Raw genomic sequence first — 25,865 nt, 5'->3', positions numbered from 1 at the left:
TGACGTCCGGTTACATCGTTCACACCCCTTCTGAACTGGGAAGACGCCCGGACTGCTGGACGTACGCTTGGCGTTTAACGTCGCAGGTCACCCGACCTGCTGATCTGTGGTTCTTTCCGGGACAGTGGAGGCGGCCGTTCTCCACGCTTCGAGATGTCGAGTCACGAAGTGCAAGAGAACGGCCGCTGTGAATGAGTCTGTCTGTCGGTGCGCCCGCAGGAGACGGTCACCGCAGCTCGCATCGAACACACCACGAGATAGGGGCGGGTAGTGGCATCAGCGGTGGGTTAGAGATCATCTCAATTGGTGATGCCGGTAGTCTGGTGCTGTGTTGCTGACTGAGCGTCTGGTCCCAGATGGGCTGTGGGAGTTGTTCCAGCGGGTGGTGCCGGAGGCGCCGACTCGGCCGCAGGGTGGTGGCCGGCGCCGTCATGGGGACCGTGAGGTGTTGGCGGCGATTGTCTTCGTGGCCACGACCGGGTGCACGTGGTCGCAGGTCCCGCCCGTGTTCGGGCCATCGGGGGCCACGGCTCACCGCCGGTTCATGGAGTGGAGCCGACAACGGGTCTGGGCGAAACTGCATCGTCTGGTCCTGGATGAGCTGGGGGCTCGAGGCGAGCTGGACTGGTCACGATGCGCAATCGACTCGGTGAACATGCGGGCCCTGAAAAAGGGGACCTGACGGGTCCGAATCCTGTAGATCGGGGCAAGTACGGCTCGAAGATCCACTTGATCACCGAGCGGACCGGACTGCCGCTTTCCGTCGGCATCTCCGGCGCCAACCTTCATGACAGCCAGGCCCTCGAACCGCTCGTGCGCGGCATCCCACCGATCAGATCCCGGCGCGGTCCACGCCGTCGGCGCCCCGCCAAGCTTCACGCCGACAAAGCCTACGACAACCGTCACCTGCGGCAATGGCTCCGCCTACGCCACATAACACCGCGCATCGCCCGCAAGGGAGTTGAGACGTCACAGAAGCTGGGGCGCCACCGGTGGACCATCGAACGCACCATGGCCTGGCTCGCCGGCTGCCGACGTCTCCACCGTCGCTACGAGCGGCAGGCCATCCACTTCCTGGCCTTCACCAGCATCGCCTGCACCCTCATCTGCTACCGCAGACTCACCAATTGAGATGATCTCTTAGAGCCATGAACACGTGCTCGACCTGACCGTGCAGTGCCGCGACAAGCACCTCGCCTTGGGGCGATGTGCATTCCATAACAAAGAAGCGGTGATTGAGACGTGCGCTCTCCCCAAGCGCCGGCTTCCGTACGCGTACCACTTCCAGGTCAGTAGGCAACATCAACGGATTCTCATGTCGCGAACCAGGCTCCCAGGACCAGGCCCCGGACTCGATCACGAAGTGCCCGCGTGTCCATCTGGGCGCTTGGGGGTCTTTCAGGACACAGAAGACCTTGATGCGCCGTCCGTCGATGAGGTGACTGGTGATCTTGCGTTGCTGCCGGTTGAGGCTCAGGGCAGCAAGCAATGCACCACAGGTCAACGGTCCGATGAGCAACAAAATCTGATTCATGGGCGAATTGAAGCAGGGTCGAGAGCACTGGAGGAATCATTTGAGCATCACCTATGCCACCGCCAATGAGCTTGCCGCTTGGTCCGGCAACCCGACTTGGCGGACACCGACCGGCTGCTCGCCCGCGCGTTTGAGGACATCGACGGCGCCAGCCGCCCAGAACGTCCCAGCCCAGTCGACGAAGGGCTGCTCCGTACAGCCCGTGCCGCCGCCGAATCCTCCGGTGCGGCACCACCATGGCGCGTGCGACAAGACGGTGTACGAGGGCGGCTCCTGCAACTGCGACCTCATCACGCAGTACGGGCCGCCCTCCGAACGGGACGACCACTGAGGAAGTCTCTGCCGGCTCCCTCTCCACCGCGCCAGACCCCGGGCCTCTCCGCAAAGAGCATGAGGGCGGTTTTGGTGACCAGAAGTTTCCTACTGGGGTCATCTGTTATCCCATGTTTTCCGACTAACCGAGCTCATGGACGAGTACGCCCGCAGGGCACCGGCCACGGCCGCAACCCGTTGACGGCACGTTCGCCCGCTGCGAACGAGGCCGGTACCGGATACTCCCCCGTCCCCGGCCTCGGAACCAGAGCTCAGGGACACTGGCAACTGCTGTCATTGCCCCGGGCTCACTGCCACAGACGCGCAGGGCAGGGGGCAAGCTGTACACGGGCACGGCGCACGCTATGACCCGATCGCCCCTGGTGCAACGCTTCGTCGCACAGGAGCAGCTGTCCATGGATTCAGGTTCGCCGACCAGGAGATTCCCCATGCCGCACCGTCCCCTTGCCCCATCGGCCGCGCCTATCTGCCGCCGTATGCCGCCTCACGGGCAGCGCTGCCACGGCCTCGCGCGCCGACCGCGAACCGCGAGTTCACTGTCCGACTTCAAAGCCAACGGGCCCGCGGTGCCCCTGCGCGGTGCCTGCACGGCGGTCGCCCGATGAGGGCCGTCCTGGTGACCGGCGGCTCGCGGGGCATCGGCCGGGCCGTCGCGCTGGCGTTCGCTCATGGCGGTGACCGGGTTGCGGTGCAGTACGCGGGCAACCGCGCGGATGCCGAGGAGACCCTGCGGCAACTGCCCGGCGAGAAACACGTGCTGCTGCAGGCCGACCTCGGCGAGCCGGACGCCGCCGAACAGCTCGTTGCTCAGGCGGTCGCCGCCCTGGGATCGGTGGACGTCCTGGTCAACAATGCCGGTGTGGCGCCGACGGAAGCGAACCGCCACCCGGTCGCCGACACCCCGATCGCGGACTGGCAGAGCGTGTGGCGGCGCATGGTCGACGTGAACCTGCTCGCCCCGGCCGACCTGTGCTGGGCCGTTGCCCGGCACCTGATCGACCGTGGGGCAGGGGGCGCGATCATCAATGTCGGCTCCCGCGGCGCGTTCCGGGGAGAGCCGGACTTCCAGGCCTACGCGACGACCAAAGCCGCCCTGCACGCACTGGGCCAATCACTGGCCGTTGCACTGGCGCCGCACAACATCGCGGTCACCTCCGTCGCACCCGGGTTCGTGGCCACCGAACGCCAGGCAGCCAAACTGGCAGGGCCAGAGGGCGAACACCTGCGCGCACAGAGCCCCTTCGGCAGAGTCGGCACACCAGACGAGATCGCCGCCACCGTGCACTTTCTGGCCTCACCCGCGGCAATGTGGGCATCGGGAACCATCGTGGACCTCAACGGCGCATCCCACCTGCGTACCTGACGATGGAGGGCACGCGCTCATGCGCACTCTTTACGTCGTCACCCATCTTGAGGCGACGCACCACGTCGAGAAAGACGTCGCCGGATGGCATGACTCGCAACTGACACTCGCCGGCATCCGCGCAGCGGTCTCCATCGCCCAGGCACTGCGGGCCCAGATCCTGCACGACGCCGAAGTGGAACTGTTCTCATCGGATCTACAACGCACCCTGCAAACGGCCAAGGGAGGTATCCGAAGCACGCACCACTTGCGCGGCAACCAATCCCGTCCCCACCCGCCCGGCCCTCACAAGATCGTGTCTCCGCGCGCGCCGACACACAGGCACGGGTATACCGGGCACCGGGTACGGAAATTGCTCGCCTATCCGGCCACCGCGCTCCCTCGGTTCTGCTCCCCCGCCGCCCGACTGCTGGCCTTGCAGTGCGCCCTGCGCACGGACAGCCACGCACAAGTAGGCCTGGCCCACGGGCTGCTGCGCGGCACGCGGCTGCCGCGGCATACAGCACCCAGGGGCAGGCGCGCCTGCCTGACGCAGCAATGCAGGCTCAGCCGGGCCGCCCGCAGCACACCCGGGCCGCGCACCGGGCCTTGCCCGGTTCGCCCCTGCGATGCTGCCCGGCGCCGTTCAGCTCGCCGCGCTTACCGTGGCCGCACACCCCCGCCCTGTCGGCATCGGCAGCGCCGACCAGGACCTCCCCATGCACCGACGCGGACAGACTCCCCAGCAACTGACCGACCTGCCCCATCAACTGAAGCTTCCCCTTGATCGTGGACACCTGGAGACTGGGATCTAAGCGGTTCCAGGGGAAGTAGTGCCAGGTGGGAAGCAAGTACACGAAGCGGTATTCCGACGAGTACAAGCGGGACGCGATCGACGCGCCCAGCGGCAGGCCGAAGCGCACCAGGTAGGAAACGATGAGCGACGCGAAGGACGGGCTCGTCCTGTCGGGGTTACCGAAGTACGCAAGGTCGTCCGGCGACGCCTTGGCCAGGAACTTCCGCATGTCATCGGGGAGTTCAGGGTCGACCGGCGCGTCGGCATTACGGCCGTACCGTGAGTCAGCGCCCTGCATGAGGTGGAGGCTCCTGGGCTACTCGGTGGGGTCGAGGGGCGCGATGCCGATGTCCGGGTACAGCTCCGGCCGTAGGGATAGCACGGCGTCCGGGGTACCGGCGAGTCCTTGCATCTCCGCGAAAGCGCTGACGATGGCCAGGCCTGGCCCGTGCCGATCTGCTCGATGATGCGCGGCGCATCTCCCTGAGTGGCGGTGAAGTGGAGAACCTTCCCCGCGCCGCGGGCGGCCGCTCACGAAGTCCATCGCGACCATGCCCCTTCACTTCTCGCGTCGTAGGTGGTGCAGCGGTCAGGTCCGCCAGGAACGAAAGCGTTCGGCGATGTCGTAGACGGTGAGCCGCAGGGCCCGGATGTCCGTGATGAGATCCCGCCACGGCTCGTAGGACCGGTCGACCGTTTCACCGGATGCCTCGATGTAGGCGATGGCGACGCCATAGCCGAAGTACTCGTTGCGCGCCGGCAGCGGGCGCAACAGCACGATCTGCTCCAGCAGCGCTGCCGCCCGCCAGTACGCATCGGGAGAACTCTCCTCCAGCTGAGGAGTGTTGACCCGGTGGCGGGCCACGGCGGCCACCAGAGCCGAGTAGTCGAGCACGGCCAGGTCCTTGCCGAGCAATTCCTCCTGGCGGTCCAGCAGCCACCGGACGTCGATCGTCAAGTCCAAGGTCAGGCCGCCTGCCGCGCCGTGCTCGCCGCGAGTCCGCCGAAGTCACGGTCGAACGCCTCCGCGATGCCCGGCTGCGACACCACATCCCGGAAGGAGGCCGTGGCCCGCCCCAACTTGACCTGGTTCTCCTGCTCAATGGCCAGCTCCGCGAGGTAAGAGCGCATGCTCTGACCGCGGTCCGCAGCGAGTGCCGCCAGCCGATCCCGGGTCTCTGTGTCGATCTTGACAGTCGTGTCACCCATACCTCGAGTATACGTTAGCGACTACCTTTGCGAATACCTCAGAGAGCTTCCTGCGGTCCTGGGGCCGAATCACGTGGCGGTGCCCCGCCTCCTCCGAAGGCACTTGCAACTGGAGGCAAGGCGCCCGCCACACGCGAGAGCCCCCTACCTGCGCGGCGGGCCGGCGGATCAGCTCCGGCGCTTCTTGCGGCGTCCGAGCCAATCGACAAGGCCCGCGCGGCGGCGACGCCTCGGTGTCAGCGGCGGCGGGGACGTCGGCCGTGGCGGGCGGGAGGGCTGGGGCAGGACTGGCGGCGCGGCAGGCGCCGTGCGCTCCGGCTCGGTCGGGGGGAGTGGATCCCGCGCCGGTTCGACCCCGCCCACGCCCTGAGGACGCCACGGAGCGTTCGCGCTCTGATGGGCCCGGACCCGCGGGTCATCGCCGATGATATCTGGGCCAAACCGCTATGGGCCGGCCTGAACGTCGAGCCCAGCGACCTGCCGACCGCGGACGGCCGCACCTATCCGGTCGAACTGATCCGCGCCATCACGCTGACCTGGCTATTCGCAGGTCAACGCAGCGACGAGATCGCCCGGCTCCGGTTGGGCTGCATCCACTGGCAGCACGACGGGCTGCCCATCCCCGGCGACTCCGGCGAAGTCCTCGCCCGCGACGCTGTCTGCCTGCTGGACGTGCCCACCCACAAGACCGGCACCTCGTTCAGCAAGCCCGTCGACCCCCTGCTCGGCCAGGCCATCGAGGCATGGGCAGGCCGTCAGATCCGCCCGCCCGCCCATGCTCGACCGCAAGACCAACGCGTACGCCGACTTCCTGTTCACCCACCGAGCCCGCCGGGTCGCCAAGCACTACATCAACACGGCGATCACCGCGATGCTCTGCCGCAAGGCCGGCGTCGGCTCATATCCGGTGGGCTAAGCTCTGCGGCCATGACTACCGGGACGGCCTTGCGCCACACACGGATCGGTGACCCGGGGCTCTTCTGAGCGCCGTACGGGCCGGTTTGGGCCCGCTGTTTGATCGAGGATCTGGCGCTGCTGCGCGGGCTCCGCCCCCGTCGTGTTGATCACAGGCTCTGCACATCAACCACGACAGGAGAATTCATGCCCACCAAGACTCTGCGGATTCCCACCACGGACGGCCAGGCCGACGCTTTCGCAGCCTTCCCCGACGGCGGTGAGCGGCACCCAGGGGTGCTGATGCATGCGGACGGCTTCGGCATCCGGCCCGTGCTGCGGGAGATGGCCCGCGAACTGGCCGGGCACGGGTACTACGTACTCGTCCCCAACCTCTTCTACCGGCACGGCCCGGCACCGGTAATCGAACTTCCCGAGCACATCGGAGAAGAGGTCCGGCCCGCGGTCTTCGCCCAGTTGATGCCCTTGATCGAGGCGCACACCGCCGAACGTGTCCTGAGCGACGCCGACGCCTACCTCAGGTTCCTCACCACCCAGCCCGAAGTCGCCGCCGGACCGGTCGCAGTGACCGGCTACTGCATAGGCGGCCTCTACGCGATGCGCACCGCCGCGGCCCACCCCGACCAGGTGGTCGCCGTCGCGGCGTTCCACGGCCCCGTGGGTGTCGATGGGGCCAACCTCTTCTCCAAGCTCACCGCCCAGGTCCACCTCGGCCACGCCGAAGGCGACATGACACCTGAGGCCCTCGGCGAGCTCAACCAGGCCCTGGATGCGGCAGGTGTCGGCTACACCTCCGAGATCTACCCCGGCACCATCCACGGCTTCACCATGTCCGACACCGACGCTTTTAGCGCCTCCGGGCTGAAGCGTCACTGGGATCGCCTGCTCCCCCTCCTGGACCGCACCCTGGCCAACAGCTGAGGCTCCAGCCCAGAAACCAAGCCTGAAACGGCCGCGACCAGCAGACGGCATGGCGGGCCACACCGATGTCTCCATGGCCGTGGCCCACCTCTATCGCGAACGAGACTTCCGTAAAAGCCAGGTCGCTTGAGAACCCCGAGCCTCCGCGGTCGCAAACGACCTGGCATCCCAGCTCGTCAACGGCCCACCATCTGACAGCCGCAGTGCGACAGGACAGTGGTGTTTCGAAGTGACGGAGTCACTTGCTGTGGGGACGTCAGCTGGCACCGCGGCAGGTTCTCGGCGTGTTCGTGGCGAGGACAGCGACGACGTGGTGGGAACACTGTCGCGCGGAGCGCGTCCATGAGGGGTGGTGGTCGGGCTGGCGGGTGGGAGCAGCTGAGGTTCTGCTACCCGCGCCGCTACGCAAGCTGCTGCTCAGCGCCTCGTCTCGTACCTGGTCAGGACCACGCCGCCGGGAAACGTCCGCGTCTCCACCAGGTTCAGGTTCACCCAGCTGTCCAGCGCGGTGAAGAACGGCGTGCCGCCGCCCACCAGGACCGGATAGGCGGCGATCGCGTACTCGTCGATCAGCCCGGCGCGCATGGCCGCCCCGGCGAGCGTTGCGCCGCCGATGTTCATGGAGCCGCCGTCCTCGGCCTTGAGCCGGGTGATCTCGGCGATCGCGTCACCGGTGACCAGGCGGGTGTTCCAGTCGACCTTGTCGATCGTCGAGGAGAACACCACCTTCGGCGTGTCCCGCCAGTTCCGCGCGAACTCGATCTCCGCCGGGGTGGCGTTGGGCTGCTGGTCGCCGGTCGGCCAATAGGAGCTCATCGTCTCCCACAGCTTGCGCCCATACAGCGACAGCCCACTCGCCTGCTCGTGGTCGAGCCACCACTGGAACAGCTCGTCGCTCGGCGGTCCGCTCCAGCCGATGTCGTCGCCGGCCGCGGCGATGTAGCCGTCCAGGGTCAGGTTCATGCCGTAGATCAGTTTCCGCATGGCCCAGCCTTCCGTCCGTGGGTGTCCGGCGTATAGACCAGCGCGGCGCGGGAAACTCATCGGTGCGCGATCTGGGCTCGCCAGTAGTCCTCGTGCTCGGGGCTCAGCGTGGTGTACTCGGCCGACACGGGCAAGCCACCTGATCTCGACCTCGCCCTCGCGAGGAAATGCCACGGGATTGAGACTGATCACGGGTGACAAGGCCGTGAGACAGCCACGAACACCCAGGTCACGCAAGATCGACATGTCACGAGCGGCGAGACCACACTCGCTTCAGCACGCCGTCGTCGACGTGCGCCAGGTCCTGGGCGCTCTGCGCGATCGAGGTGATCACCTCGATCGGGTTGAACGGGCAGGTCTCGGCGTGAGACGTCTTGGGGTTGAGGGCGAAGTGCGCGCGGTAGCTGGCCCCGTTGCGCTTCACATACGTGCCTTTGCCGTGCACCGCGGCGTCGCACTTCCAGCAGATCAGCTTGTGTTTGTCCGTGTACCAGACGGGTTCGTCGCCGATCTGCACGGCGAAGATTTCCCGTCCGCCGTCCTTGATCCTCGCTCGGTACACGTCTCCCCCTTCAGCTCGGCCGTTGTCCAGGTGATCACACTCGGCGGTGCCGTGACAGGCGTTATCCGGTATGTCGTACGCCTGTTGGCGGGGCGCTCACCCAGTGTCGAGTGACAGCGTGATGGCGCCGGTGGCGACAATCTCGGTGGGTCCGGCGAGTTGGAGCGCGCCGTCTGCGTGGAGGGTGACGTGCAGAGTGCCGCCGGGGACGTCGACGCGGTACTGGCCGCTGTCGGCGCCGGTGGCCGTGTGAGCGGCGGCGATGACGGCGGCGCAGGCTCCGGTACGCAGGCCCGGGTCTCGCCGACGCCGCGCTCGTGGACGCGCACCGAAAGGTGGTGTGTGTCCAGGCGGCGGACGAGCTCGATACTCACGCCGTGCGGGTAGGCCCCGTGCGGGGTGACTGTGGGGGCGGTGTCGAGAGTGCCGGGTGGGCGAGGTCGTCGACGAGGGCGACAGCATGTGGATTGCCGACGTCGACATGGACGGCGAGCCAGCTGCGCCCGCAAGCGGTGACGGTGATGGTCTCGGGTCCAGGCAAGGTGGGGCAGCCCATGTCGACGCGTATGTCCTCGCCCGGGTCGGCGGGGACGTGCACGGTGCGGATACCGGCCCGGGTGGCGATCGGCAGACGGCCGGGGGCGGCGAGGCGGGAGTCGACGAGGCGGCGGGCGAACCGGGGTTAGCGGTCGGTGACCTTGGGGTGGCCGGTCGATGCTTGGTCGATCCATACAGTGCGGCGCTCAGTGTCCAGCAGGTACCAGATGCGCCCGCCGGCGGTCCCTTCGATCTGCCCGCGCTGTATCGACTCGCCGCGGTGGGCGCCGTGGCCGAGCTCGCCCTTGAGCCGGTGGTGGCGCTCGGTGCGGGTGGCCGGGGCCGGGTCGGTGCGCATCAGCAGCCAGGCGGCCCGGGTGTTGCCCGCGGCCTGCGCGGCGAGCTGCTCCCAGCCCTTGGCGGCCTCGCCGTTGACGAACCGGATGTCCCACTCGCCGGGCCCGTGGCGGCGGGGCGACGCGATCTCCGCGTTTGGGGCTCACGCAGCGGCTCCGGGTTCGGGCACCGGCCCGTAGTCCTCGCCGGAGTCGGTGGTGAGGGCGGCGTACAGCTCGGGGTCGGCGTGCACCTCGGCAGTGTGCTTCCACTCGGTGATGAGCTGGGCGACGGCGGCGGTGCTGTCCAGGTCGGCGGCCGCGCCCAGGGCGCCGACCAGTTCGACGGAGAACTCCCGTACGTCGTGCGCGGTCAGGTAGCGCACCCAGGGGAACGTCGCGGGCAGCACGTCCAGGACCAGAGTGCGGCCCTGGGAGGTGCGCATCATCTCCACGAACATGCGGCTGGTCGCCCCCAGGACCGCGCTGTCCTGGTCGGCGCGCGCGGCCGTGGTGAGTACCAGGTCCTCGTCGTCGCGGCGCCTAAGCCTTATCCGCCGGGCGCCGCGCAGGGCGGCGAGCGTCACCTTGGGCTTGTTCAGCAGGTCCGAGAGGTTCGTCTCCATCGCGCTCATGAGTTGAAGTTTAGTTGACAAGTCCAGGGAGGGCGCCCCGGGAGCCTCTCGGACGTGCGCTCGATACCCTCAGCCGCCGCCTCCGGCCCGGAGCAGGGAGCGGGCCGCCGCGTACGCCGCGCCCGCCTCGGGGGGCCGCCGCGGGCTGACCGGTGCTCCGCTCGTGGCGCTGCAGGTGGCGCACGGCCGCCTCCAGGTACGTGGCCAGCGAGACGACCTGGGTCGGCGTGCGGTAGTCGGCAAGCACGGTCTCGGTCTCGTCGAGCCAATACTCGACCTCCTCGTCGTCGGCGAGCTCGGTGCGGCGTTCGAGCAGGGCGGCAGCGATCCGTCACCAGAGCGCGGCGGCCCTGCTCGGCGGCCTCCCGGTGCATCGGGGACGAGGTCGGGCCAGACGGACAGCAGGGCTCGCAGGCTGAGACCGGCACGCACCGCGTCGAGGTTCTCCGCCGTGAGACGGTGCCACCGCGCGACGTTGCGGACGTAGACCTCCTCTAGGAGCGCCGTGTGCCGTGCGGCCAGCGCTGTGCGCACGCGCGCCCAGAAGTCCTGGTCGGCAGCCTCAGTCACGTCCCGTTCCTCGAGCTCCGCCGCGTAGGGCGAGGCCGTCATCGGTTCCGGACAGAGGCCGAGTTCACGTGTACGGGCCACGGCGTCCGTGCAGAACCGGTCGCTGCCCACGTACATGTACTCGTCCCACCCGATGTGCACAGTGAACACGTCCCCGACCCCCAGCCGGCACCAGGCGCCCTGGTCGCGGAGCATGGCCCGGACCAGCTCCAGAGCGACCGGAAGGGAGACCTCGGCTTCGTCGTGGTCTCTGGTGAGGTCGGCCGGGAACAGCCCACCGAGCCCGTGTCCTTCGACCGGCGGCTCCACGCCGAAGTGGACAAAGCCGGTGACCGCGGGTTCGCGGATGACCGGACAACGCCATTGTGACTGAGCGCTTCAGTTGGCCCGAACGGCCAACTGAAGCGCTCAGAGTGAGGCGATCAGGCGCCGGTCAGCGCCGCCGGTGCGTCGTCCGTGTCTCTGAGGGAAGCCGACAGAGCGCGGGCCTCGTGTTCGGTCATCCGGGAGGTCTCGTACGGCACACCGTTGACCCAGCGCTGCGTCAGCCGGGCGATCCGCTCGCCGTACCGCTCCGCCGTGATCAGGTCGCCACGCGATCCGGCCTGCTCTGCCCCCAGGTCGGCGTGGCTCTGGCTCATCAGCCCCAGCCAGGAGCCCAGCCGGTTCACATCATCGCGGCTGCCACCGCTCCAGTTGTTGCCTGGCATATCGGCCACGCCGATCCACTGCATGCCCAGTTGCGCGCCGAACACCGCCAACTGTTCCAGGACCGCCAGCTTGTCGCCGCTCTGCGAAGCGGACATGGTGAACCCACCGGCCAGCTTGTCCTTCCATGCCTGCGTCACGAACGGTGTGAAGGCCGCCTCCATGAACGCCTTGAATACCGCCGACACGCTGCCCATCAGCGTCGGAGAGCCGAAGACGATCGCATCGGAGCACTCAAGCAGGGCCAGCACCTCCGCATCGTGCCAACGGCCCGCGATGACATCCTCGGGCCGGATCTCGACGAGATGTACCTGGGCGCCCGGCACCAGTCGCGCTCCGTCGGCGAGGCGCTCGGCCAGGACCCGGGTGTGCCCGTGCACCGAGTGGTAGACCACCGTCACGGTGGCCGTCGGTGCGTCGTGCTGGAGATCAACGTCATTCAGCGTCATGTTCTTTCCGCTGCTTCCAGTTGTGGGGAGACCCTGCTTGTTCATCCATCACAACCTGCGTACGGCACGGCATCAACGCCGAACTTCGGCGTGCAGCGATCGGCCGCATCGATCGATCGGGTTAGCCTGACCCCGTGGACAGGATGGAACTGGAAGCGTTCGTCGCGGTCGCCGAAGAACTCCACTTCGGCCGCGCCGCCGCGCGCCTGCACCGGGGACAGCCCACCGTCAGCGACGCCATCCGGCGCCTGGAGAGCACCCTGGGCGGGCGGCTGTTCCACCGCACCAGCCGCCGGGTGTCACTGACCGACCTCGGCGAAGCGCTGTTGCCCGACGCCCACGCCGCCCTGGCCCAGCTGCGCCACTTCAAACAGCGCGGACGCTCCCTTGCCGCCGGCGGCCAAACCCGCACCACCCTCGTCGTCGGCCACGCCGAGTACACCGACCACCAACTGCTGCTGCACTGCCTGCCAAGGCTACGCGACCGCTTCCCCGACGTGACGATCGTCCCCCAGGCCATGCCGACCGCAGCCCAGCTCACCGCCCTACGGGCGCAGACGATCGGCCTCGGCATCAGCTGGGCGACCGGCGACGTCACCGACGTGACCGCGAGGGTGCTGTCCACCGAGAGATTCATGGCGCTCGTACCCGCAACCCATCCCCTTGCTCATCACGCCGAGCTGAGCGCGTCCGAACTGTCCACCACCGGCCTGCTCACCTGGCCCCACCAGATCAACAGCGGTCTCTGCGACCGCCTCCTGTCTGCCTTCCACATCGGCGGAGCCGACCTACGCATCGTCCGAACCGCCGACAGCGTGCAGGCCATCGCCGCTCACGTCGCCGCGGGGACGGGCATCGGTATCACCGTCGAATCCGCACTCGACCACCCGCCACCCGGCCTGCGTGTCATCCCCCTCACAGGCCCCTCGACCACCGCCGACCAGATCATCCTCACCCCTCCCGAGCCGTCGAACACCGCCAAGGCACTGCGCGACCTGCTCCTGAGCACCTCGACAGAGCTAGCCTCCGCGGACCACTGACTTGCACCGCTTGCGCTGAAACCCGGGGGTGGGTCAATCACGACGCTCAGACGGGCCAACTCGCACGCTCACTGGCCAACTGAAGCGCTCAGTCACAGGCCGTGTGACTGTGCAGCCCAGTTGGCGTCGTTCGTCATGTGAAGTGCCCAGCCTGAGTGTCCAGGACGGCGCCGTCCTGGAGCTTTGCGGCCCGCGATCAGCCAGCCCCCGGCCAGGCTCAGGTGGTAGCTGATGTACTGCCCGGGCCGCAGCCTCTTGCGGTATGGCGAACGGGCCGAGGTCCCGGGGTCATGAATCTCGCACCACCCCAAACGTGCTGTCCCTGTTCGCCGTCAGGCATGGGCCCGTCGGGGTCCGGTCCGGTGCGGCGGGGCATGTGGGGGAAATGCGGCCAGCTTGACCGGAGGCTGTCTCCGTTTTAGTCTCCAATGAGTACGGAGGCAGCCTCCGCTTTATCGAGACCCGCCAGAGCAGCGCAGGACAGGATGGTCCTCCAATGAGCATCAGTGGACAGCAGGGGCGCAGGCCCCGTGCGGACGTCCAGCGCAACCGCACCGCTCTCCTGGAGGCGGCGCAGCGCCACTTCCTGCGGCACGGGGTGGGTACCTCGCTGGAGGCGGTGGCCAAGGAGGCCGGGGTGGGGCCGGGCACCTTGTACCGGCACTTCCCCACCCGGGAAGCTCTGCTGGCGGCCGTGCTGCAGACCCGCTCCGAGGAGCTGGTGGCCCGCCAGGCCGACATCGCCGAGGTCGGCGATCCGGTCGAGGCGCTGGAGCGGTGGCTGCGGGCACTGGAGGAGTACCTCAGCGCCTTCAGCGGACTGCCGGAACCGCTGATGGCCGCGGCCAGGGCGCTTGCTCCCGGCAATCCGCTCACCGTTCCCTGCGACGATCTCACCGCCACCACCGGCGAGTACCTGCGCGCCGCGCAACGTACGGGCGCCGTACGGGAATCGGTGCAGGCGCACGAGCTGTTCCTCGCGGCCTGTTCCGTTGCCTGGGTCAAGGGCACCGGTGCCACCGACGAGGAAGCCCTGAACCGGCTGCGCGCGCTCGTCGCCGGCGGCTACCGCGAGCGCGGCGTCCAGGCGTAGGCCCTCGGGCACCCCGTTCCACCCGGGCCGCCGGTTCACGCGGAGGCCGACCACATTTCCCCATGCCATCCGGCGGCTTCGGCCGCGCGGCCATTCCAGCATGCCGTCTCCCGGGGCGCACGCAACCTTCGAAGGGACGAATCATGAAAATAGCTGTCATCGGTACTGGTGCGATCGGTGGCAACCTGGCCCGCAAGCTCAGCGGGGCCGGTCACGATGTCGCAGTGGCCGATGCCCGCGGCCCCAAGGCCGTGGCGCCCGACGTCCTGGAGACCGGTGCCCGGGCCGTGGCTCTCGAGGACGCCGTCCAGGGCAAGGACGCGGTCATCCTGGCCATTCCCTTCGGGGCGGCGGGCCAGCTGGCCGACCTGTTCGCCTCGGTGCCCGCCGAGACGGTGGTCATCGATACCTCGAACTACTACCCGCACCTCAACGGGCGGATCGAGCCCGCGGAGAACGGCGCGGTGGAGAGCGTCTACACCTCCGAGCTACTGGGACGCCCGGTGGTCAAGGCGTGGAACGCCGCCCTGGCCGAGACCCAGCGCACCAAGGGCCTCCCGGCCGGCACACCGGGCCGCATCGCCATCCCGGTCGCCGGGGACTCCGACGAGGCCAAGCGCGTGGCCATGCGACTGGTGGACGACACCGGCTTCGACCCGTACGACGCCGGGGTCCTGACCGACTCCTGGCGACAGCAGCCGATGGGCCCGGCCTACTGCACCGAGCTGACCCTGGACGAGCTCCCGGCCGCGCTCGCCGCGGCCGACCGGGACAAGGACGCTGCCGTCCGCGACAGCATGCTGGAGCGCTTCGCCGCACTCGGCGCCAACCCCACCGTGGACGACGTCGTCGAGATGAACCGCGCCGCCCACCGGTGACACCGCCTGCCGCCACCCCCGTCCACGGCACACGCCCCGTGCGGCGGGGACCGCAGCGGCCGGCGCCGCGACGCCCCCCTCTCTCTCCCTGTGCGCCGCAGGGGGATCCAGACGCTACCCTGCGCGCCAGCTATAGCACCCAGCCGCCAACTAGCTAGCCGGCAGGAAGAACTCGGCCGTGCCCATCTCCAGGCTCAGCCTCGTGAAACCCATCCGCTTGGCCTCGGTGATCATGTGCTCCAGCAGCAGGGACGCGATCCCGCTCCGCTCCCGCGCCGGCACGGTGCGCATCGACTTCAGCTCAGCGTGCCCCCCGTCCAGCCTCTTGATCGCACCGCAGCCCACCAGGGTGTCGCCATCCCTCACTGACCAGAACGTGACCTCGGGCTTCCGGAGGGCATTCATCGAGATCAAGGGCGTGCTTGCTCTCCGGAGGCGTGATGGACCGCATCTGCTGGACATGCTCATCGAGGAATCCGGCGATCTCAGGGCCGGATAGAGGCTGGCGGGACGGCTCGGCGGTACTGCCTGGGGTGCGGTGATCCTTTGCCGGCGTCGTTGGCGGCTGAGGCGCTGTTCTTGACCGGAGACAGCAGTGACCGGCCGGGGGCCTCTCGCGTGCCGGAAAGCCACGCAGGCCGGCCACCGGCCGGTGTCTGTGCTCGGAACTACCGGGACGACACCGTCGTGTCGATGTCCGGCTTGCCCGTACCGCCTGCATGCTCGCTCTGCTCCCTGAGCTGGCGGGCCTTGTCCTTCAGACGCTGACGCTCCTGCGGGTCAGTGGCGCGTTCCGCGGCCTGTTCCAGGTCCTGAACCTTCGTACGGATCTGCTGGGCACGACCGGACTCACCTGCAGCGCTCATGATCACTCCTTGGGTGATGGGGGGAAGAGCGGGCCACAACAGCGAAACAGGCCCCGCCACCCCCTGCATCTCGAGCGGTCACCCACCGCTATCTACGCAGCTGGAAGAGCCCTCGCGGAAGGACTTGCGTGCCGGACTCTGCTCACGTTGTGTGGTGCTCTCACTCAGTGGCCCCGGTCCCACGGGATTGGATACGAGACGGTCGGCGTCGGCCGGGGACGCGGCCTGTACGTTCCCTGTCGCCAATCCGGGCGCAACCCCTAAACTCTGGGATGAGACCTCCAACTCCCTTGGCAGTAAGGGGGATTCGTGCCCGACCGAACCTCCGCCGGAGCCGCGCAGGGCGCCGCCCACGACGCACGGCTGCTCGCGCTGCGTGCCGAAGTCGAGAAGCTCATCACCGAGGCCCAGATCGGTGCACGGCGGGCGCAGCGCCGCGCCAAGCTGTGGCACGCGACCTATCTCAGTCTGGGTTTTCCTGGGGCGGTCCTCGCTGGCATCTCGGGCGCGGCGGGTCTGGCCTCCGCCGGGGCGCGGGTGCCTGCGGCCATCCTTGCCCTCCTGGCCGCCGGGTTCTCGGCCGGGTCAACTTTCCTGCGGGCGGACGCCCGCCACATGACGAACCTCCGCAGACGCTACGCCTGGCAGAATCTCGAGACGCGCGCCCGGCTCATCCTGGCCTACGACGCCTATGAGGGCCCCGAGCATCTGCACACCGCCCTCGTGGGCCTGCACGAACTGCGCGTCGCCGTCCCATCTAGCGCCCTGATCCTTGCCGAGCAGCAGGCGCCGACGATCCCGGCACCAGCGCTTCCGCTGTCTGCAGTCCAGCCGCCAGCGGTGACGGCACCAACAGTTCAGCAGCAAGCCATCCCGGCCCCAACGGCGCAGCCGCCCGCAATCCCCCCGCCCTCGCCCGATCCGTCGCCGGAGCCGACCGACTCGGTTGGCTGACGCGCACCCCCCGGCCCCGAAACCCATGCCGATCCGGCCGCCCCCTCCCACTAACCGATGCCCGGTCCGAGCCCCCGATCAGCCCTCCCTTAACCGTCCCGTAGACCTCGTCGAGCTCCTCGGTCTCTTTGGCTTCGGGCGCCGGCTCTTTGACCAGGGTCACGGCAAAGGCGATCCGATGCCGCTCGATGCCTACGAGGCTTGCCTCAACTCGGGGGAAGGTCTCGGACGTTGGGTCACCGGCACCAGTCGGGGACCGGCTCGGGGCGACACGTCGCCGCAAGGCGCAAGAGGCGACTCCAGCAGCAGTGTCCCGGCATCTGTGCGCGAGATGATCTCCGGCATCGTCACGGCCGTTCGCGACGGCGACGATCCTGGCCGCCGACGGCGCTCGTCGAAGGACCGGCCGATGTCATACCGATTACGTGCTGCTCAGCGAGGGCGCGCTCGCCAAGCGCCGGGCCCGTGCAGGTCCTCGTTCAGACGGCTGTGCAGCAGGAGGAGCGCGGCGGCGTCACCGACCTTCGCGAGCCGTTCGAGCAGGGCCTTGATGCGGGCGTCGTCCATCAGCTGCGCATACCCGCCCTGGCCCCAAAGCGGTTCACTCGTTCGGGTGGGGCTGCCGGGCTGTAGGGGGCCCCACCAGAACCGGCCGGTCCGGCAGCCCCGGGTGACCAAGGCAGGCTTCCGGGGCTGCCGGCCCAGATGGCGTGGCGCGGCGCCCCCGGGGGGGGTGGAAGGCCTTTGCGCCACGCCGGTCTATCGGCTCGGCCACCCAGAGCAGTCCGAGACCTCGCGCCGCACGCTGCTCGCCTCACTTGCAGACACGGACACCCTCGTCCTGGGCACCCATTTCGCACCGCCCACCGCCGGCCAGGTCGTCACCCACGAGGGCGCCTACCGGCTCTCGCCCGCCCCTGCCGACTCGCACTGACCCGGTGACTGTCCGGGCCGTGTCAGGACAGCGCTCCCGTGGCGAGCTGAACTTCTCGATCAGCCGCTGGTCGGATTTGCCGTCATACCTCTCGGTCGCGATCACGCCCACGTGGTCGACCGCATAGGCGAGAGGAACAACGCGGTCCCCCGCCCCCGCGACCTGTCGGGCCGGGAGTTCATCGCCTTCTGACTCGCCGACGCCGCGTGCCGGCCGGGATGAACATCAACATCTGGGACGTCAGCGACGTCATCCAGCACCTCGTCCGCTCCGACAACACGGTCGAGCGTGCCGCGCTCGCCGACCCCGACACGCCACTCAACCCGTTCACCACCGCCTGATGGCAGCTACCGAGTCGGAGAGACTCGGTGCTCAAGGGCCCGGTCGGCTGCGGTGCGGCGGCCGTGCCGGGAGTTCGGCGACCTCGGCGCTGCGGCGTAGCACGTCGCGGAGCATGGCGGGGGTCAGGGTGCGGGTGGACATGTTGCGCTGGCTCGGGTGGTAGCCGCCGACCAGGTGCAGCGGCCGTCCGTCGCCGGGGTCGGCGAGCAGCGCCTCGGCTCCATGTCCGAAGACCGGGCGCGGGCGGGGCAGCTGCCAGCGGGCCTCGGTGAGCACCGGCAGGAGCGCCTGCCAGGCGAACGCGCCCAACACCAGGATCGCCCGCAGCGTGGGCCGCAGCAGTTCCAGCTCGCGGGCCAGCCATGGCCGGCAGGTGTCCCGCTCACCGGTGGTGGGCCGGTTGTCGGGCGGGGCGCAGTGCACCGGCACGGTGATCCGCACCCCGTACAGCTCCAGCCCGTCGCCCTGGTGGGTGGCGGTGGGCTGCGAGGCTCGCCCGATGTCGTAGAGCGCGGCGTACAGCGCGTCGCCGGACGGGTCACCGGTGAAGATGCGCCCGGTGCGGTTGCCGCCGTGCGCGGCCGGCGCCAGACCGACGATCGCCAGCGGTGCGTCCGCCGGGCCGAAACCGGGCACGGGGCGCGCCCAGTACTCCCAGTCTCGAAACGCTCTGCGCTTGACCCGCGCGGCCTCCTCCCGCCAGGCCACCAGGCGCGGGCACGCCCGGCAGGTGGCCACCGCCTCGTCCAGTTCGCTCGGAGAGCTCATCCGGGGAGCGGTCCGAGCGGGAAAATCGGGCGACTCGGGCGAGGGACGTCTGCTGGGCATATCGTGCTCCTCGTCCATACGCCGTACTGGACACCGTCACGGTGCACCCGGGCGGCGCTCGCGGTGGCTGACCTGGCAGGGTCCCGACGGGTTCGCATGAGCTGTCCCCGATAGAATGGGCGGTCGGGACCATCCGCTTCGCAGCAGGGCACGGAAGTGTCCACCCGCTCAACGCCGGGGCGGCCGGCCGATCGATCTGGAAGGGCACCATTATGGCCAAACAGATCACCTATCGCAGAGTCTACGAGGAGACTGCGGCGCAGGATGGCAAGCGTGTGCTGGTCGACCGGGTCTGGCCCCGGGGCATGCGCAAGGAGGACGCGCATCTGGACGAGTGGCTGCGTGATGTCGCCCCGTCGAGCGAACTGCGCAAGTGGTACGGCCACGAGCCCAGCCGCTTCACCGAGTTCCGCCGCCGCTATCTGGCCGAACTGCGCGACGCCGGGCACCGAGAGGCGGCCGAACATCTGCGCGACCTGGCGGCACACAACAAGCTCATGCTGCTGACCGCCACCAAGGATGTCGACCACAGCCAGGCCGCTGTTCTCGCCGAGTGGCTGCCCAAGAGCCGTTGACCAGCACGCAAGACGCCGACGGCGGTGAAGGTCACCGTCGTTTCTTCAAACTCGCCCATCCACAGGCCGCGATCGGTATGGGCCGGCCGTCTCCGCGGCACCGTGATGGGCGTCTCGCGCTGTCCGGAGACGGGAAGAGGGATGGGGCCATGCGAACGAACATCATCCGGCACGAGAGCATGATGGTGAGCTACGACGTGGTCAACGGCTGGACCGTTGTCGAGGTCGACGGTGAAGTGGACGCGCACACCGCCCCCCTGATCCGGGAAGGACTGATCAAGCTCCTCGATGAGGGACACCGCCACTTCGTCCTGGATTTGGGCTTCGTCACCTTCATGGATTCGATGGGCCTGGGCGTGATCGTGGCGATCACCAAACGCATCCGTGAACACGAAGGCTCGCTGCGTATCGCGTCCGTCTCCGTCCGAATGCTCAAGATCTTCGACCTGAGCGGCATGCGCGAGAGCTACGAGATCCACCCGTCAGCGGCGGAAGCGGCGCAATCCGCTCCCTCGCCCGGCAGTCTCGCGCACTGGCCGCACCCCACCTCCGGCTGAGGAACGCCCCAGGTCGCCGGGTGCCCCCAGCGCGGCAACCCGTGGTGGGTTCATGGGTGCGTGTCGGGTGCGGTCTCCTTCATGGCGTGCAGGGCGAGGGTGGGCGGGCTGGCACCATTGCGCTGGTCGAGGCCGGTGTGCCCCTGGATGCAGGTCACTTGGGCGAAGGCGACGGCGATCAACTGCTTGGTCTTCTCCGGCAAGGCGCCGTCCGCAAAGTCGGCACGGCTGAAGTTTTCCTCCGCGTCAAGGGCGCCAAGAACAGAGTCTGGGTGGAAAGCGACATGGGCATCGCGCAGTTGCTGCGGCAGTGGATGCAGACACCGCAGTCCGCGGTGTGGCGCCAGGCCGGTCGTCTACCACGATCTTCACTCTGCTTCCTCCTTCTGCTGCAGGCTGCAGGTCACTCGGTGCCACGGGTGCCGCTTTGCCCGTCAGTTGGAGGCTTTCGGCGGCCGATACGTGTCATGGCGCTGAAACGAGTAGGTGAATGGCGAGCGCCGTGATCAGGGTGCTGGAGGCCATGGCGGTGATGAGCCGCCCGTGACTGCCGGCCAGAGTTCGGCCGAGTAGCGCTCCGCCGCCAGCGAGAAGCAGTTGCCAACTGGCGGATGCTGCGAAGGCGGCGAGGACGAATAGGACCTGTTCCAGGCGGTCTGGAGCCGTCGCGGTCTGGCTGCCGAGAACGAGTGCCGCGAAGTAGATCATGGTCATGGGGTTAATCATCGTAATTCCCAGCAGCCCGATATAGGCCCGTGTGGGGCTGAGGGGGACCTCGCCGGCCCGAGCTGCCGTCTGCCGCCTGCGATGCCGACGGATTGCCGCCGCGCCGCTGCGCGCCGCCAGTGCGATGAGCACCAAGGCCGAGACCCATCGCAGAGGAAGGGCGATCGGCTCGATGACGGGGACGAGCGCGGAGCCTCCAAGGACGGCAATCAGCGCGTAGAGGCCGTCGGCGGTTGCGACGCCCAGTGCAGCACAAGCACCGATCTTCAAAGACGTCCGGGCTGCCAGAGCTACAAGGTAGGTCGCAACCGCTCCCACGGGCACGGCGATGCCGTAGCCGGCAAGGAGTCCCGCGACCAGGGCGGCGATCACGAGCGCGCGAGCGTCGGCTTCCACAGTCGGCCGGGCTGCTGCTGGACTCGCGCCGAACGGGCGGTCGAGGTCAGCGGCATGAAGGCGGTGATCGGGGTCATGGGTAGATCTTGTTGGGATCGCGGCTGCCGGAACAACTCAATTTCGAGAGCGATGTTGTCCCCTTGACAGCCCCGTCCCGTTGCGCGCAGGATCACTCACGTGAACCTGTCAGACAGCCAGACAGGTGGGTCGGTGCCGCGGCGCGTCAGCGCGATGGAAGCGGTGCTCACCCACCTCCGCGGCGCCATCGAGCGCGGCGAGTACGCCATCGGCGACAAGCTCCCCTCCGAGGCGGAGCTCTGTCGCCGTCTCGAAGTCAGCCGACCGGTACTCCGCGAGGCACTGCGGGCCCTGCAGGTGATGGGGCTGACCGTGTCCCGCACCGGCAAGGGCACCTTCGTGGTCGCCAACACGGTCGAGGACCCCACCTTCGGGGACTACGCGGCCAGCGACCTCCTCGAAGTGCGCCGCCACGTCGAGATCCCGGTCGCCGGGTACGCGGCGGCGCGGCGCACCCCGGAGAACCTCGATCACCTCACCCACCTCCTGGAGCGGATGGAGCGGGAGACCGACACCACCGCCTGGGTCGCCATGGACACTCTGTTCCACATCTCCGTCGCCGAGGCCTCGCAGAACCCGGTGTTCCGCCGGGTCATCGAGGAGATCCGCGATGCGCTGGGCCGCCAGTCCGCCTTCCTCAACGAACTCGGCGGCCGCCGCGAGCAGTCCAACCGCGAGCACCGCGCGATCGTCGAGGCCCTCATGGACGGCAGCGAACACGACGCGGTGGAGGCCATGGCCCACCATCTCGACCGCGTCCAGACCACCCTCACCTCCATCGTGCGCCCCGAGCGCGCGGCCCCACCCGCGGAAGGCGGACCCCAGGCGTGAGCGAGCGATCCCTTCAGCAAGACGACCTGCGTAGCGAGATACCGACCTCCGGACACGTCGATGCCGGAGACGCGGGCTACAGCAAGTCCCTGAAGTCCCGGCACGTCAACATGATCGCCATCGGCGGTGCCATCGGCACCGGCCTCTTCCTCGGCGCCGGCGGCCGCCTCGCCGACGCCGGACCCTCCCTCTTCGTCGCCTACGCGGTCTGCGGCCTCTTCGCCTTCCTCGTCGTCCGCGCGCTCGGCGAACTCGTCCTGTACCGCCCGTCGTCGGGCGCCTTCGTCTCGTACGCCCGTGAGTTCCTCGGCGAGAAGGGGGCGTACATCGCGGGCTGGATGTACTTCCTGAACTGGGCCACCACCGGCATCGCCGACATCACCGCCGTGGCCGTCTACACCCACTACTGGGGCATGTTCTCCGACATCCCGCAGTGGGTGATCGCGCTCATCGCGCTCGCCGTCGTCCTCACCGTGAACCTCATATCCGTGAAGATGTTCGGTGAACTGGAGTTCTGGTTCGCCATCATCAAGGTGAGCGCGCTCGTCGTCTTCATGCTCATCGGCATCTTCCTGCTGGTCACCCAGCACCCCGTCGACGGCCACAACCCCGGCCCGTCCCTGATCACCGACAACGGCGGCATCTTCCCCAACGGCCTGCTGCCGATGCTGCTGATCGTCCAGGGCGTCGTCTTCGCCTACGCCTCCGTCGAGCTGGTGGGCGTGGCGGCGGGCGAGACCAAGAACCCCGAGAAGATCATGCCCAAGGCGATCAACTCGATCATGTGGCGCGTCGGCCTCTTCTACGTCGGTTCCGTGGTCCTCCTGTCGATGCTGCTGCCCTGGAGCTCGTACAGCGCGGCCCAGAGCCCCTTCGTCACCGTGCTGTCGAACATCGGCATCCCCGCCGCGGGCGGCGTCATGAACCTGGTCGTGCTCACCGCGGCCATGTCGTCCCTCAACTCCGGCCTGTACTCCACCGGTCGCATCCTGCGCTCCATGGCGATGTCCGGCTCGGCACCCAGGTTCACCGGCGTGATGAGCCGCAGTCAGGTCCCCTACGGCGGCATCCTGCTCACCAGCGGCATCTGCGTCATCGGCGTCGGCCTCAACTTCGTCGTCCCCGCCGACGCCTTCGAGATCGTGCTGAACTTCGCGGCGATCGGCATCCTCTGCACCTGGGGCATGATCATGCTCTGTCACCTGATGTTCTGGCGGAAGACCCAGAACGGCGAGCTGACCAGGCCCAGTTATCGCCTGCCCGGCTCGCCGTGGACCGAGATCGTGACGATCGTCTTCCTGGTCTCCGTGCTGGTGCTGATGTACGCCGACGGAGGCGCGGGACGTACGACCGTGCTGTGTCTGCCGCTGATCGCGGCGGCGCTCGTCGCGGGTTGGTACGGGGTGCGCCGCCGGGTGGCGGGGATACGCGACGGAGCGGACGCGTGAACCAGGCAGTGATGTACGGAAGTTCGGTGGCCGAGGCCCCGGTCATCCGGGAGCCGCTCCACGCGCCGGTCGCCCACCTCGTCCGCGGCGGTGTCATCGAGGGCATCCACTACGGCTCGGTGGTCGTGCTGGGCACCGATGGCAGCGTGGACCTGCAGATCGGCGATATCGAGGCCGCCTTCTACCCGCGCTCGGCCCTAAAGCCCGTCCAGGCCGTGGCGATGCTGCGGGCCGGGCTGCCGCTGGACGGCGAGCTGCTCGCGCTCACCGCAGCCAGCCACTCCGGCGAGGAGCGGCACCTGGCCGGGACCCGCCGGATCCTGGAGCTGGCCGGTCTGTCGGAGGACCAGCTGCGCAATGTCACGGACCTGCCCTTCGACCCGGTCGTCCGGGAGGACTGGGTGCGCGCGGGGCGGCTGCCCTCCCGCCTCGCACAGAACTGCTCGGGCAAGCACGCGGCCATGCTCTACACGGCGCGGCTCAACGACTGGTCCCTCGACGACTACCTCGACCCGGCCCACTCCCTCCAGCAGGCCATCGCGGAGATCGTCGAGGGCCTCACCGGACAGCGGATCGCCCAGGTGACCGTCGACGGCTGCGGCGCGCCCCTGTTCTCTGTCTCGCTGCACGGCCTCGCCCGCGCCGCCGCCCGCATCGTCACCGCCGCGCCCGGCACCCCCGAGGCCATGGTGGCTGACGCGATGCGCGAGCACGCCGAGATGGCCTCCGGATCGGGGCGGGACGTCTCCGCGTTGATGCGGGCCGTGCCGGGGCTGCTCACCAAGGACGGCTTCGAAGGCGTGCAGGTCGCCGCGCTCCCGGACGGCCGGGCCGTCGCCGTGAAGATCGCCGACGGCGCGGACCGGGCACGCGCCCCGGTGGCCGCGGCGGCCCTCGCGCGCTGCGGAGTCGACCCGGCCGCGCTCGCCGAGTTCGCGGGCGCCCCGCTCCTCGGCGGCGGCGAGGTGGTCGGCAGCATCCGGCCCGCCCGTGCGCTCGACCGTCTCACCCACCCCACGTACACCTGATCCACACACCTCCGAAAGAGGCCCGCACAGCCATGACCGCCGCATCCCACCGCAGCGAGCACGACCTGCTCGGCGACCGCGACGTCCCCGCCGAGGCGTACTGGGGCATTCATTCCCTGCGCGCCAAGGAGAACTTCCCCATCACGGGAACGCCGATCTCCGCCTACCCGCACCTGATCGACGCCCTCGCCGCCGTCAAGGAGGCCGCCGCCCGCGCCAACGAGGAACTCGGCCTGCTCGCCCCGGACAAGGCGGCCGCCATCGTCGAGGCCTGCCGCGAGATGCGCGACGGCAAGCTGCACGACCAGTTCGTCGTCGATGTCATCCAGGGCGGCGCCGGCACCTCGACGAACATGAACGCCAACGAGGTCGTCGCCAACCGGGCTCTGGAGCTGCTGGGCCACGAGAAGGGTCAGTACGAGTTCCTGCACCCCAATGAAGACGTCAACCTGAGCCAGTCGACCAACGACGTCTACCCGACCGCAGTCAAGATAGCGACCGTCTTCGCGGTGCGCGGGTTGCTCAAGGCGATGGCTGTACTGCAGGACGCCTTCGCCGGCAAGGCCGTCGAGTTCCGCGACGTGCTCAAGATGGGCCGTACACAGTTGCAGGACGCGGTACCCATGACGCTCGGTCAAGAGTTCTCTGCATTTGCCGTCATGATTGACGAGGATCGCAGCCGTCTTGACGAGGCTGTCGAGTTGATCCATGAAATCAACCTGGGTGCCACTGCCATCGGCACCGGCCTCAACGCCCCCGCCGGATACGCCGAGGCGGCGCGCCGCCACCTCGCCGACATCACCGGGCTGCCCTTGGTGACCGCCGCGAACCTCGTCGAGGCGACCCAGGACTGCGGCGCCTTCGTCCAGATGTCGGGTGTTCTCAAGCGGATCGCCGTCAAGCTCTCCAAGAGCTGCAACGACCTGCGTCTGCTCTCCTCCGGGCCGCGCGCGGGCCTCAACGAGATCAACCTGCCGCCGGTGCAGGCCGGTTCGAGCATCATGCCCGGTAAGGTCAACCCGGTGATCCCCGAGGTCGTCAACCAGGTCGCCTTCGAGGTGATCGGCAACGACGTCACCATCACCATGGCCGCGGAGGCGGGACAGCTCCAGCTCAACGCCTTCGAGCCGATCATCCTGCACTCCCTGTCCGAGAGCATCACGCATCTGCGCACCGCCTGCCTGACCCTGGCCGAGCGCTGCGTCGTAGGGATCACCGCCAACACCGAGACGCTGCGCGCGGCCGTCGAGAACTCCATCGGCCTGGTGACCGCCCTCAATCCGCACATCGGGTACACGGCTGCCACCGACATCGCCAAGGAGGCCCTCGCCACCGGACGCGGCGTCGCCGAACTCGTACTGGAAAAGGGGCTGTTGCCGGCCGAGCGGCTCGCCGAGCTGCTGCGTCCGGAAGTCCTCGCGGGCAGCGGCTCCGCACACGCCTGAACCACGAACGCGCACC

At 68.7% G+C, this 25,865-nt stretch carries 31 protein-coding genes and 3 pseudogenes; 17 read left to right on the top strand and 17 right to left on the bottom strand.

Going from position 1 to position 25,865, the window contains the following annotated elements; genetic code table 11:
• The first annotated feature begins 334 nt into the window (after nt 1-334).
• A protein-coding gene (locus ACY0PA_RS42490) for an IS5 family transposase (RefSeq protein ID WP_376692667.1) occupies nt 335-1,131 on the top strand; the annotation gives its coding sequence in 2 pieces (ribosomal slippage) (nt 335-667 and nt 670-1,131; 795 coding nt in all).
• On the opposite strand, the gene ACY0PA_RS42485 is transcribed toward ACY0PA_RS42490, so the two are convergent.
• Nucleotides 1,121-1,534 (bottom strand): hypothetical protein, encoded by a 414-nt coding sequence (locus tag ACY0PA_RS42485; RefSeq protein ID WP_473082655.1) that lies wholly within the window; start codon nt 1,532-1,534, stop codon nt 1,121-1,123. The two genes, ACY0PA_RS42490 and ACY0PA_RS42485, sit on opposite strands and share 11 nt — an antisense overlap.
• 934 nt (nt 1,535-2,468) lie before the next feature.
• On the opposite strand from ACY0PA_RS42485, the gene ACY0PA_RS42480 reads away from it, so the two are divergent.
• Together ACY0PA_RS42480 and ACY0PA_RS42475 are read left to right on the top strand one after the other, a co-directional pair.
• Nucleotides 2,469-3,230, top strand: coding sequence for an SDR family NAD(P)-dependent oxidoreductase (locus ACY0PA_RS42480; protein WP_473082654.1), 762 nt, complete (start codon nt 2,469-2,471; stop codon nt 3,228-3,230).
• Between the two features lie 19 nt (nt 3,231-3,249).
• Nucleotides 3,250-3,441, top strand: a pseudogene (locus tag ACY0PA_RS42475) (histidine phosphatase family protein); the annotation flags it as partial.
• Between the two features lie 334 nt (nt 3,442-3,775).
• Here ACY0PA_RS42475 and ACY0PA_RS42470 read toward each other — a convergent pair.
• The 3 genes from ACY0PA_RS42470 to ACY0PA_RS42460 form a co-directional block, all read right to left on the bottom strand.
• Nucleotides 3,776-4,303 (bottom strand): hypothetical protein, encoded by a 528-nt coding sequence (locus ACY0PA_RS42470; RefSeq protein ID WP_473086638.1) that lies wholly within the window; start codon nt 4,301-4,303, stop codon nt 3,776-3,778.
• A gap of 291 nt (nt 4,304-4,594) precedes the next feature.
• Nucleotides 4,595-4,969: a toxin Doc gene (locus ACY0PA_RS42465; protein ID WP_473082653.1), complete on the bottom strand. Its 375-nt coding sequence runs from the start codon at nt 4,967-4,969 to the stop codon at nt 4,595-4,597.
• Nucleotides 4,970-4,971: 2 nt separating this feature from the next.
• Nucleotides 4,972-5,214: an antitoxin MazE7 gene (locus ACY0PA_RS42460; RefSeq protein ID WP_473082652.1), complete on the bottom strand. Its 243-nt coding sequence runs from the start codon at nt 5,212-5,214 to the stop codon at nt 4,972-4,974.
• Nucleotides 5,215-5,989: 775 nt separating this feature from the next.
• Here ACY0PA_RS42460 and ACY0PA_RS42455 point away from each other — a divergent pair.
• Complete coding sequence (locus tag ACY0PA_RS42455) at nt 5,990-6,130, top strand: hypothetical protein (protein ID WP_473082651.1); 141 nt, start codon at nt 5,990-5,992, stop codon at nt 6,128-6,130.
• 185 nt (nt 6,131-6,315) lie between these two features.
• Nucleotides 6,316-7,050 (top strand): dienelactone hydrolase family protein, encoded by a 735-nt coding sequence (locus ACY0PA_RS42450; protein ID WP_473082650.1) that lies wholly within the window; start codon nt 6,316-6,318, stop codon nt 7,048-7,050.
• A gap of 417 nt (nt 7,051-7,467) precedes the next feature.
• Here ACY0PA_RS42450 and ACY0PA_RS42445 read toward each other — a convergent pair whose 3' ends face one another.
• The 7 genes from ACY0PA_RS42445 to ACY0PA_RS42415 form a co-directional block, all read right to left on the bottom strand.
• Nucleotides 7,468-8,034 carry a dihydrofolate reductase family protein gene (locus tag ACY0PA_RS42445; RefSeq protein WP_473082649.1) on the bottom strand — a complete coding sequence of 189 codons (567 nt, stop codon included), beginning with the start codon at nt 8,032-8,034 and terminating at the stop codon, nt 7,468-7,470.
• Between the two features lie 247 nt (nt 8,035-8,281).
• The gene (locus ACY0PA_RS42440; RefSeq protein WP_473082648.1) at nt 8,282-8,596 is read right to left on the bottom strand and encodes a hypothetical protein; all 315 of its coding nucleotides are present in this window, start codon (nt 8,594-8,596) and stop codon (nt 8,282-8,284) included.
• 370 nt (nt 8,597-8,966) lie between these two features.
• Complete coding sequence (locus tag ACY0PA_RS42435) at nt 8,967-9,194, bottom strand: hypothetical protein (protein WP_473082647.1); 228 nt, start codon at nt 9,192-9,194, stop codon at nt 8,967-8,969.
• A gap of 84 nt (nt 9,195-9,278) precedes the next feature.
• Entirely contained in the window at nt 9,279-9,491 is a 213-nt protein-coding gene (locus ACY0PA_RS42430; protein ID WP_473082646.1) for a hypothetical protein, read from the bottom strand.
• 141 nt (nt 9,492-9,632) lie between these two features.
• A complete protein-coding gene (locus tag ACY0PA_RS42425; protein ID WP_473082645.1) occupies nt 9,633-10,103 on the bottom strand; it encodes a hypothetical protein in 471 nt (156 codons plus the stop codon).
• A 69-nt stretch (nt 10,104-10,172) separates the two neighbouring features.
• A complete protein-coding gene (locus ACY0PA_RS42420; RefSeq protein ID WP_473082644.1) occupies nt 10,173-10,982 on the bottom strand; it encodes a hypothetical protein in 810 nt (269 codons plus the stop codon).
• A gap of 113 nt (nt 10,983-11,095) precedes the next feature.
• Complete coding sequence (locus tag ACY0PA_RS42415; protein ID WP_473082643.1) at nt 11,096-11,830, bottom strand: flavodoxin family protein; 735 nt, start codon at nt 11,828-11,830, stop codon at nt 11,096-11,098.
• A 143-nt stretch (nt 11,831-11,973) separates the two neighbouring features.
• Between ACY0PA_RS42415 and ACY0PA_RS42410 the strand changes: the two genes are divergently transcribed.
• The 3 genes from ACY0PA_RS42410 (at nt 11,974) to ACY0PA_RS42400 (ending at nt 14,841) form a co-directional block, all read left to right on the top strand.
• Nucleotides 11,974-12,870 carry a LysR family transcriptional regulator gene (locus tag ACY0PA_RS42410; protein ID WP_473086610.1) on the top strand — a complete coding sequence of 299 codons (897 nt, stop codon included), beginning with the start codon at nt 11,974-11,976 and terminating at the stop codon, nt 12,868-12,870.
• Between the two features lie 496 nt (nt 12,871-13,366).
• A complete protein-coding gene (locus tag ACY0PA_RS42405; protein ID WP_473082642.1) occupies nt 13,367-13,963 on the top strand; it encodes a TetR/AcrR family transcriptional regulator in 597 nt (198 codons plus the stop codon).
• A gap of 143 nt (nt 13,964-14,106) precedes the next feature.
• A complete protein-coding gene (locus ACY0PA_RS42400) occupies nt 14,107-14,841 on the top strand; it encodes an NADPH-dependent F420 reductase (protein WP_473082641.1) in 735 nt (244 codons plus the stop codon).
• A gap of 156 nt (nt 14,842-14,997) precedes the next feature.
• On the opposite strand, the pseudogene ACY0PA_RS42395 reads toward ACY0PA_RS42400, so the two are convergent.
• Together ACY0PA_RS42395 and ACY0PA_RS42390 are read right to left on the bottom strand one after the other, a co-directional pair.
• Nucleotides 14,998-15,325 (bottom strand): annotated as a pseudogene (locus tag ACY0PA_RS42395) (GNAT family N-acetyltransferase); the annotation flags it as partial.
• A 184-nt stretch (nt 15,326-15,509) separates the two neighbouring features.
• Nucleotides 15,510-15,707: a DUF6381 family protein gene (locus ACY0PA_RS42390; protein WP_473082595.1), complete on the bottom strand. Its 198-nt coding sequence runs from the start codon at nt 15,705-15,707 to the stop codon at nt 15,510-15,512.
• A gap of 309 nt (nt 15,708-16,016) precedes the next feature.
• Between ACY0PA_RS42390 and ACY0PA_RS42385 the strand changes: the two genes are divergently transcribed.
• Nucleotides 16,017-16,661, top strand: a complete 645-nt coding sequence (locus ACY0PA_RS42385; protein WP_473082640.1) for a hypothetical protein — start codon at nt 16,017-16,019, stop codon at nt 16,659-16,661.
• A 432-nt stretch (nt 16,662-17,093) separates the two neighbouring features.
• On the opposite strand, the gene ACY0PA_RS42380 is transcribed toward ACY0PA_RS42385, so the two are convergent.
• Nucleotides 17,094-17,228, bottom strand: a complete 135-nt coding sequence (locus tag ACY0PA_RS42380; RefSeq protein WP_473082639.1) for a hypothetical protein — start codon at nt 17,226-17,228, stop codon at nt 17,094-17,096.
• Nucleotides 17,229-17,436: 208 nt separating this feature from the next.
• Here ACY0PA_RS42380 and ACY0PA_RS42375 point away from each other — a divergent pair.
• A pseudogene (locus ACY0PA_RS42375) lies at nt 17,437-17,595 on the top strand (MBL fold metallo-hydrolase); the annotation flags it as partial.
• A gap of 218 nt (nt 17,596-17,813) precedes the next feature.
• A complete protein-coding gene (locus tag ACY0PA_RS42370; RefSeq protein WP_473082638.1) occupies nt 17,814-17,936 on the top strand; it encodes a hypothetical protein in 123 nt (40 codons plus the stop codon).
• A gap of 31 nt (nt 17,937-17,967) precedes the next feature.
• On the opposite strand, the gene ACY0PA_RS42365 is transcribed toward ACY0PA_RS42370, so the two are convergent.
• On the bottom strand, nt 17,968-18,765 hold the full coding sequence (locus tag ACY0PA_RS42365) for a uracil-DNA glycosylase (protein ID WP_473082637.1): 798 nt from the start codon (nt 18,763-18,765) through the stop codon (nt 17,968-17,970).
• 212 nt (nt 18,766-18,977) lie between these two features.
• On the opposite strand from ACY0PA_RS42365, the gene ACY0PA_RS42360 reads away from it, so the two are divergent.
• The gene (locus ACY0PA_RS42360; protein ID WP_473082636.1) at nt 18,978-19,340 is read left to right on the top strand and encodes a DUF488 domain-containing protein; all 363 of its coding nucleotides are present in this window, start codon (nt 18,978-18,980) and stop codon (nt 19,338-19,340) included.
• Nucleotides 19,337-19,897, top strand: a complete 561-nt coding sequence (locus tag ACY0PA_RS42355) for an STAS domain-containing protein (RefSeq protein WP_473082635.1) — start codon at nt 19,337-19,339, stop codon at nt 19,895-19,897. Before ACY0PA_RS42360 ends, ACY0PA_RS42355 begins: the two co-directional genes overlap by 4 nt.
• 50 nt (nt 19,898-19,947) lie before the next feature.
• On the opposite strand, the gene ACY0PA_RS42350 is transcribed toward ACY0PA_RS42355, so the two are convergent.
• Both ACY0PA_RS42350 and ACY0PA_RS42345 read right to left on the bottom strand, forming a co-directional pair.
• Complete coding sequence (locus ACY0PA_RS42350; RefSeq protein WP_473082634.1) at nt 19,948-20,100, bottom strand: hypothetical protein; 153 nt, start codon at nt 20,098-20,100, stop codon at nt 19,948-19,950.
• 262 nt (nt 20,101-20,362) lie between these two features.
• The gene (locus ACY0PA_RS42345) at nt 20,363-20,995 is read right to left on the bottom strand and encodes a LysE family transporter (RefSeq protein WP_473082633.1); all 633 of its coding nucleotides are present in this window, start codon (nt 20,993-20,995) and stop codon (nt 20,363-20,365) included.
• Nucleotides 20,996-21,250: 255 nt separating this feature from the next.
• Here ACY0PA_RS42345 and ACY0PA_RS42340 point away from each other — a divergent pair, with 255 nt between their 5' ends.
• From ACY0PA_RS42340 to aspA, 4 genes are read left to right on the top strand one after another with little or no spacing between them, the layout of a single operon-like run.
• Nucleotides 21,251-21,928 carry a FadR/GntR family transcriptional regulator gene (locus ACY0PA_RS42340; RefSeq protein ID WP_473086609.1) on the top strand — a complete coding sequence of 226 codons (678 nt, stop codon included), beginning with the start codon at nt 21,251-21,253 and terminating at the stop codon, nt 21,926-21,928.
• Nucleotides 21,925-23,376: an amino acid permease gene (locus tag ACY0PA_RS42335; protein ID WP_473082632.1), complete on the top strand. Its 1,452-nt coding sequence runs from the start codon at nt 21,925-21,927 to the stop codon at nt 23,374-23,376. The genes ACY0PA_RS42340 and ACY0PA_RS42335 overlap by 4 nt, the downstream gene beginning before the upstream one ends.
• Nucleotides 23,377-23,387: 11 nt before the next feature.
• Nucleotides 23,388-24,404, top strand: coding sequence for an asparaginase (locus ACY0PA_RS42330; protein WP_473086608.1), 1,017 nt, complete (start codon nt 23,388-23,390; stop codon nt 24,402-24,404).
• A gap of 32 nt (nt 24,405-24,436) precedes the next feature.
• A complete protein-coding gene (gene aspA / locus ACY0PA_RS42325) occupies nt 24,437-25,849 on the top strand; it encodes an aspartate ammonia-lyase (RefSeq protein ID WP_473082631.1) in 1,413 nt (470 codons plus the stop codon).
• Nucleotides 25,850-25,865 lie beyond the last annotated feature (16 nt).

This window comes from Streptomyces sp. DS1-CR2, from assembly GCF_055760475.1.
Note: the sequence above shows the minus strand (reverse complement) of the source record. Positions and strands in the feature narration are given on the sequence as shown.

Coding starts and splice junctions, on each gene's coding strand:
- ACY0PA_RS42485 (WP_473082655.1), bottom strand. CDS start 1,534: ATGAATCAGATTTTGTTGCTCATCGGACCGTTGACCTGTGGTGCATTG.
- ACY0PA_RS42480 (WP_473082654.1), top strand. CDS start 2,469: ATGAGGGCCGTCCTGGTGACCGGCGGCTCGCGGGGCATCGGCCGGGCC.
- ACY0PA_RS42470 (WP_473086638.1), bottom strand. CDS start 4,303: ATGCAGGGCGCTGACTCACGGTACGGCCGTAATGCCGACGCGCCGGTC.
- ACY0PA_RS42460 (WP_473082652.1), bottom strand. CDS start 5,214: ATGGGTGACACGACTGTCAAGATCGACACAGAGACCCGGGATCGGCTG.
- ACY0PA_RS42455 (WP_473082651.1), top strand. CDS start 5,990: ATGCTCGACCGCAAGACCAACGCGTACGCCGACTTCCTGTTCACCCAC.
- ACY0PA_RS42450 (WP_473082650.1), top strand. CDS start 6,316: ATGCCCACCAAGACTCTGCGGATTCCCACCACGGACGGCCAGGCCGAC.
- ACY0PA_RS42445 (WP_473082649.1), bottom strand. CDS start 8,034: ATGCGGAAACTGATCTACGGCATGAACCTGACCCTGGACGGCTACATC.
- ACY0PA_RS42430 (WP_473082646.1), bottom strand. CDS start 9,491: ATGCGCACCGACCCGGCCCCGGCCACCCGCACCGAGCGCCACCACCGG.
- ACY0PA_RS42425 (WP_473082645.1), bottom strand. CDS start 10,103: ATGAGCGCGATGGAGACGAACCTCTCGGACCTGCTGAACAAGCCCAAG.
- ACY0PA_RS42415 (WP_473082643.1), bottom strand. CDS start 11,830: ATGACGCTGAATGACGTTGATCTCCAGCACGACGCACCGACGGCCACC.
- ACY0PA_RS42410 (WP_473086610.1), top strand. CDS start 11,974: ATGGAACTGGAAGCGTTCGTCGCGGTCGCCGAAGAACTCCACTTCGGC.
- ACY0PA_RS42405 (WP_473082642.1), top strand. CDS start 13,367: ATGAGCATCAGTGGACAGCAGGGGCGCAGGCCCCGTGCGGACGTCCAG.
- ACY0PA_RS42400 (WP_473082641.1), top strand. CDS start 14,107: ATGAAAATAGCTGTCATCGGTACTGGTGCGATCGGTGGCAACCTGGCC.
- ACY0PA_RS42390 (WP_473082595.1), bottom strand. CDS start 15,707: ATGAGCGCTGCAGGTGAGTCCGGTCGTGCCCAGCAGATCCGTACGAAG.
- ACY0PA_RS42380 (WP_473082639.1), bottom strand. CDS start 17,228: ATGGACGACGCCCGCATCAAGGCCCTGCTCGAACGGCTCGCGAAGGTC.
- ACY0PA_RS42370 (WP_473082638.1), top strand. CDS start 17,814: ATGAACATCAACATCTGGGACGTCAGCGACGTCATCCAGCACCTCGTC.
- ACY0PA_RS42365 (WP_473082637.1), bottom strand. CDS start 18,765: ATGCCCAGCAGACGTCCCTCGCCCGAGTCGCCCGATTTTCCCGCTCGG.
- ACY0PA_RS42360 (WP_473082636.1), top strand. CDS start 18,978: ATGGCCAAACAGATCACCTATCGCAGAGTCTACGAGGAGACTGCGGCG.
- ACY0PA_RS42340 (WP_473086609.1), top strand. CDS start 21,251: ATGGAAGCGGTGCTCACCCACCTCCGCGGCGCCATCGAGCGCGGCGAG.
- ACY0PA_RS42330 (WP_473086608.1), top strand. CDS start 23,388: ATGTACGGAAGTTCGGTGGCCGAGGCCCCGGTCATCCGGGAGCCGCTC.
- aspA (WP_473082631.1), top strand. CDS start 24,437: ATGACCGCCGCATCCCACCGCAGCGAGCACGACCTGCTCGGCGACCGC.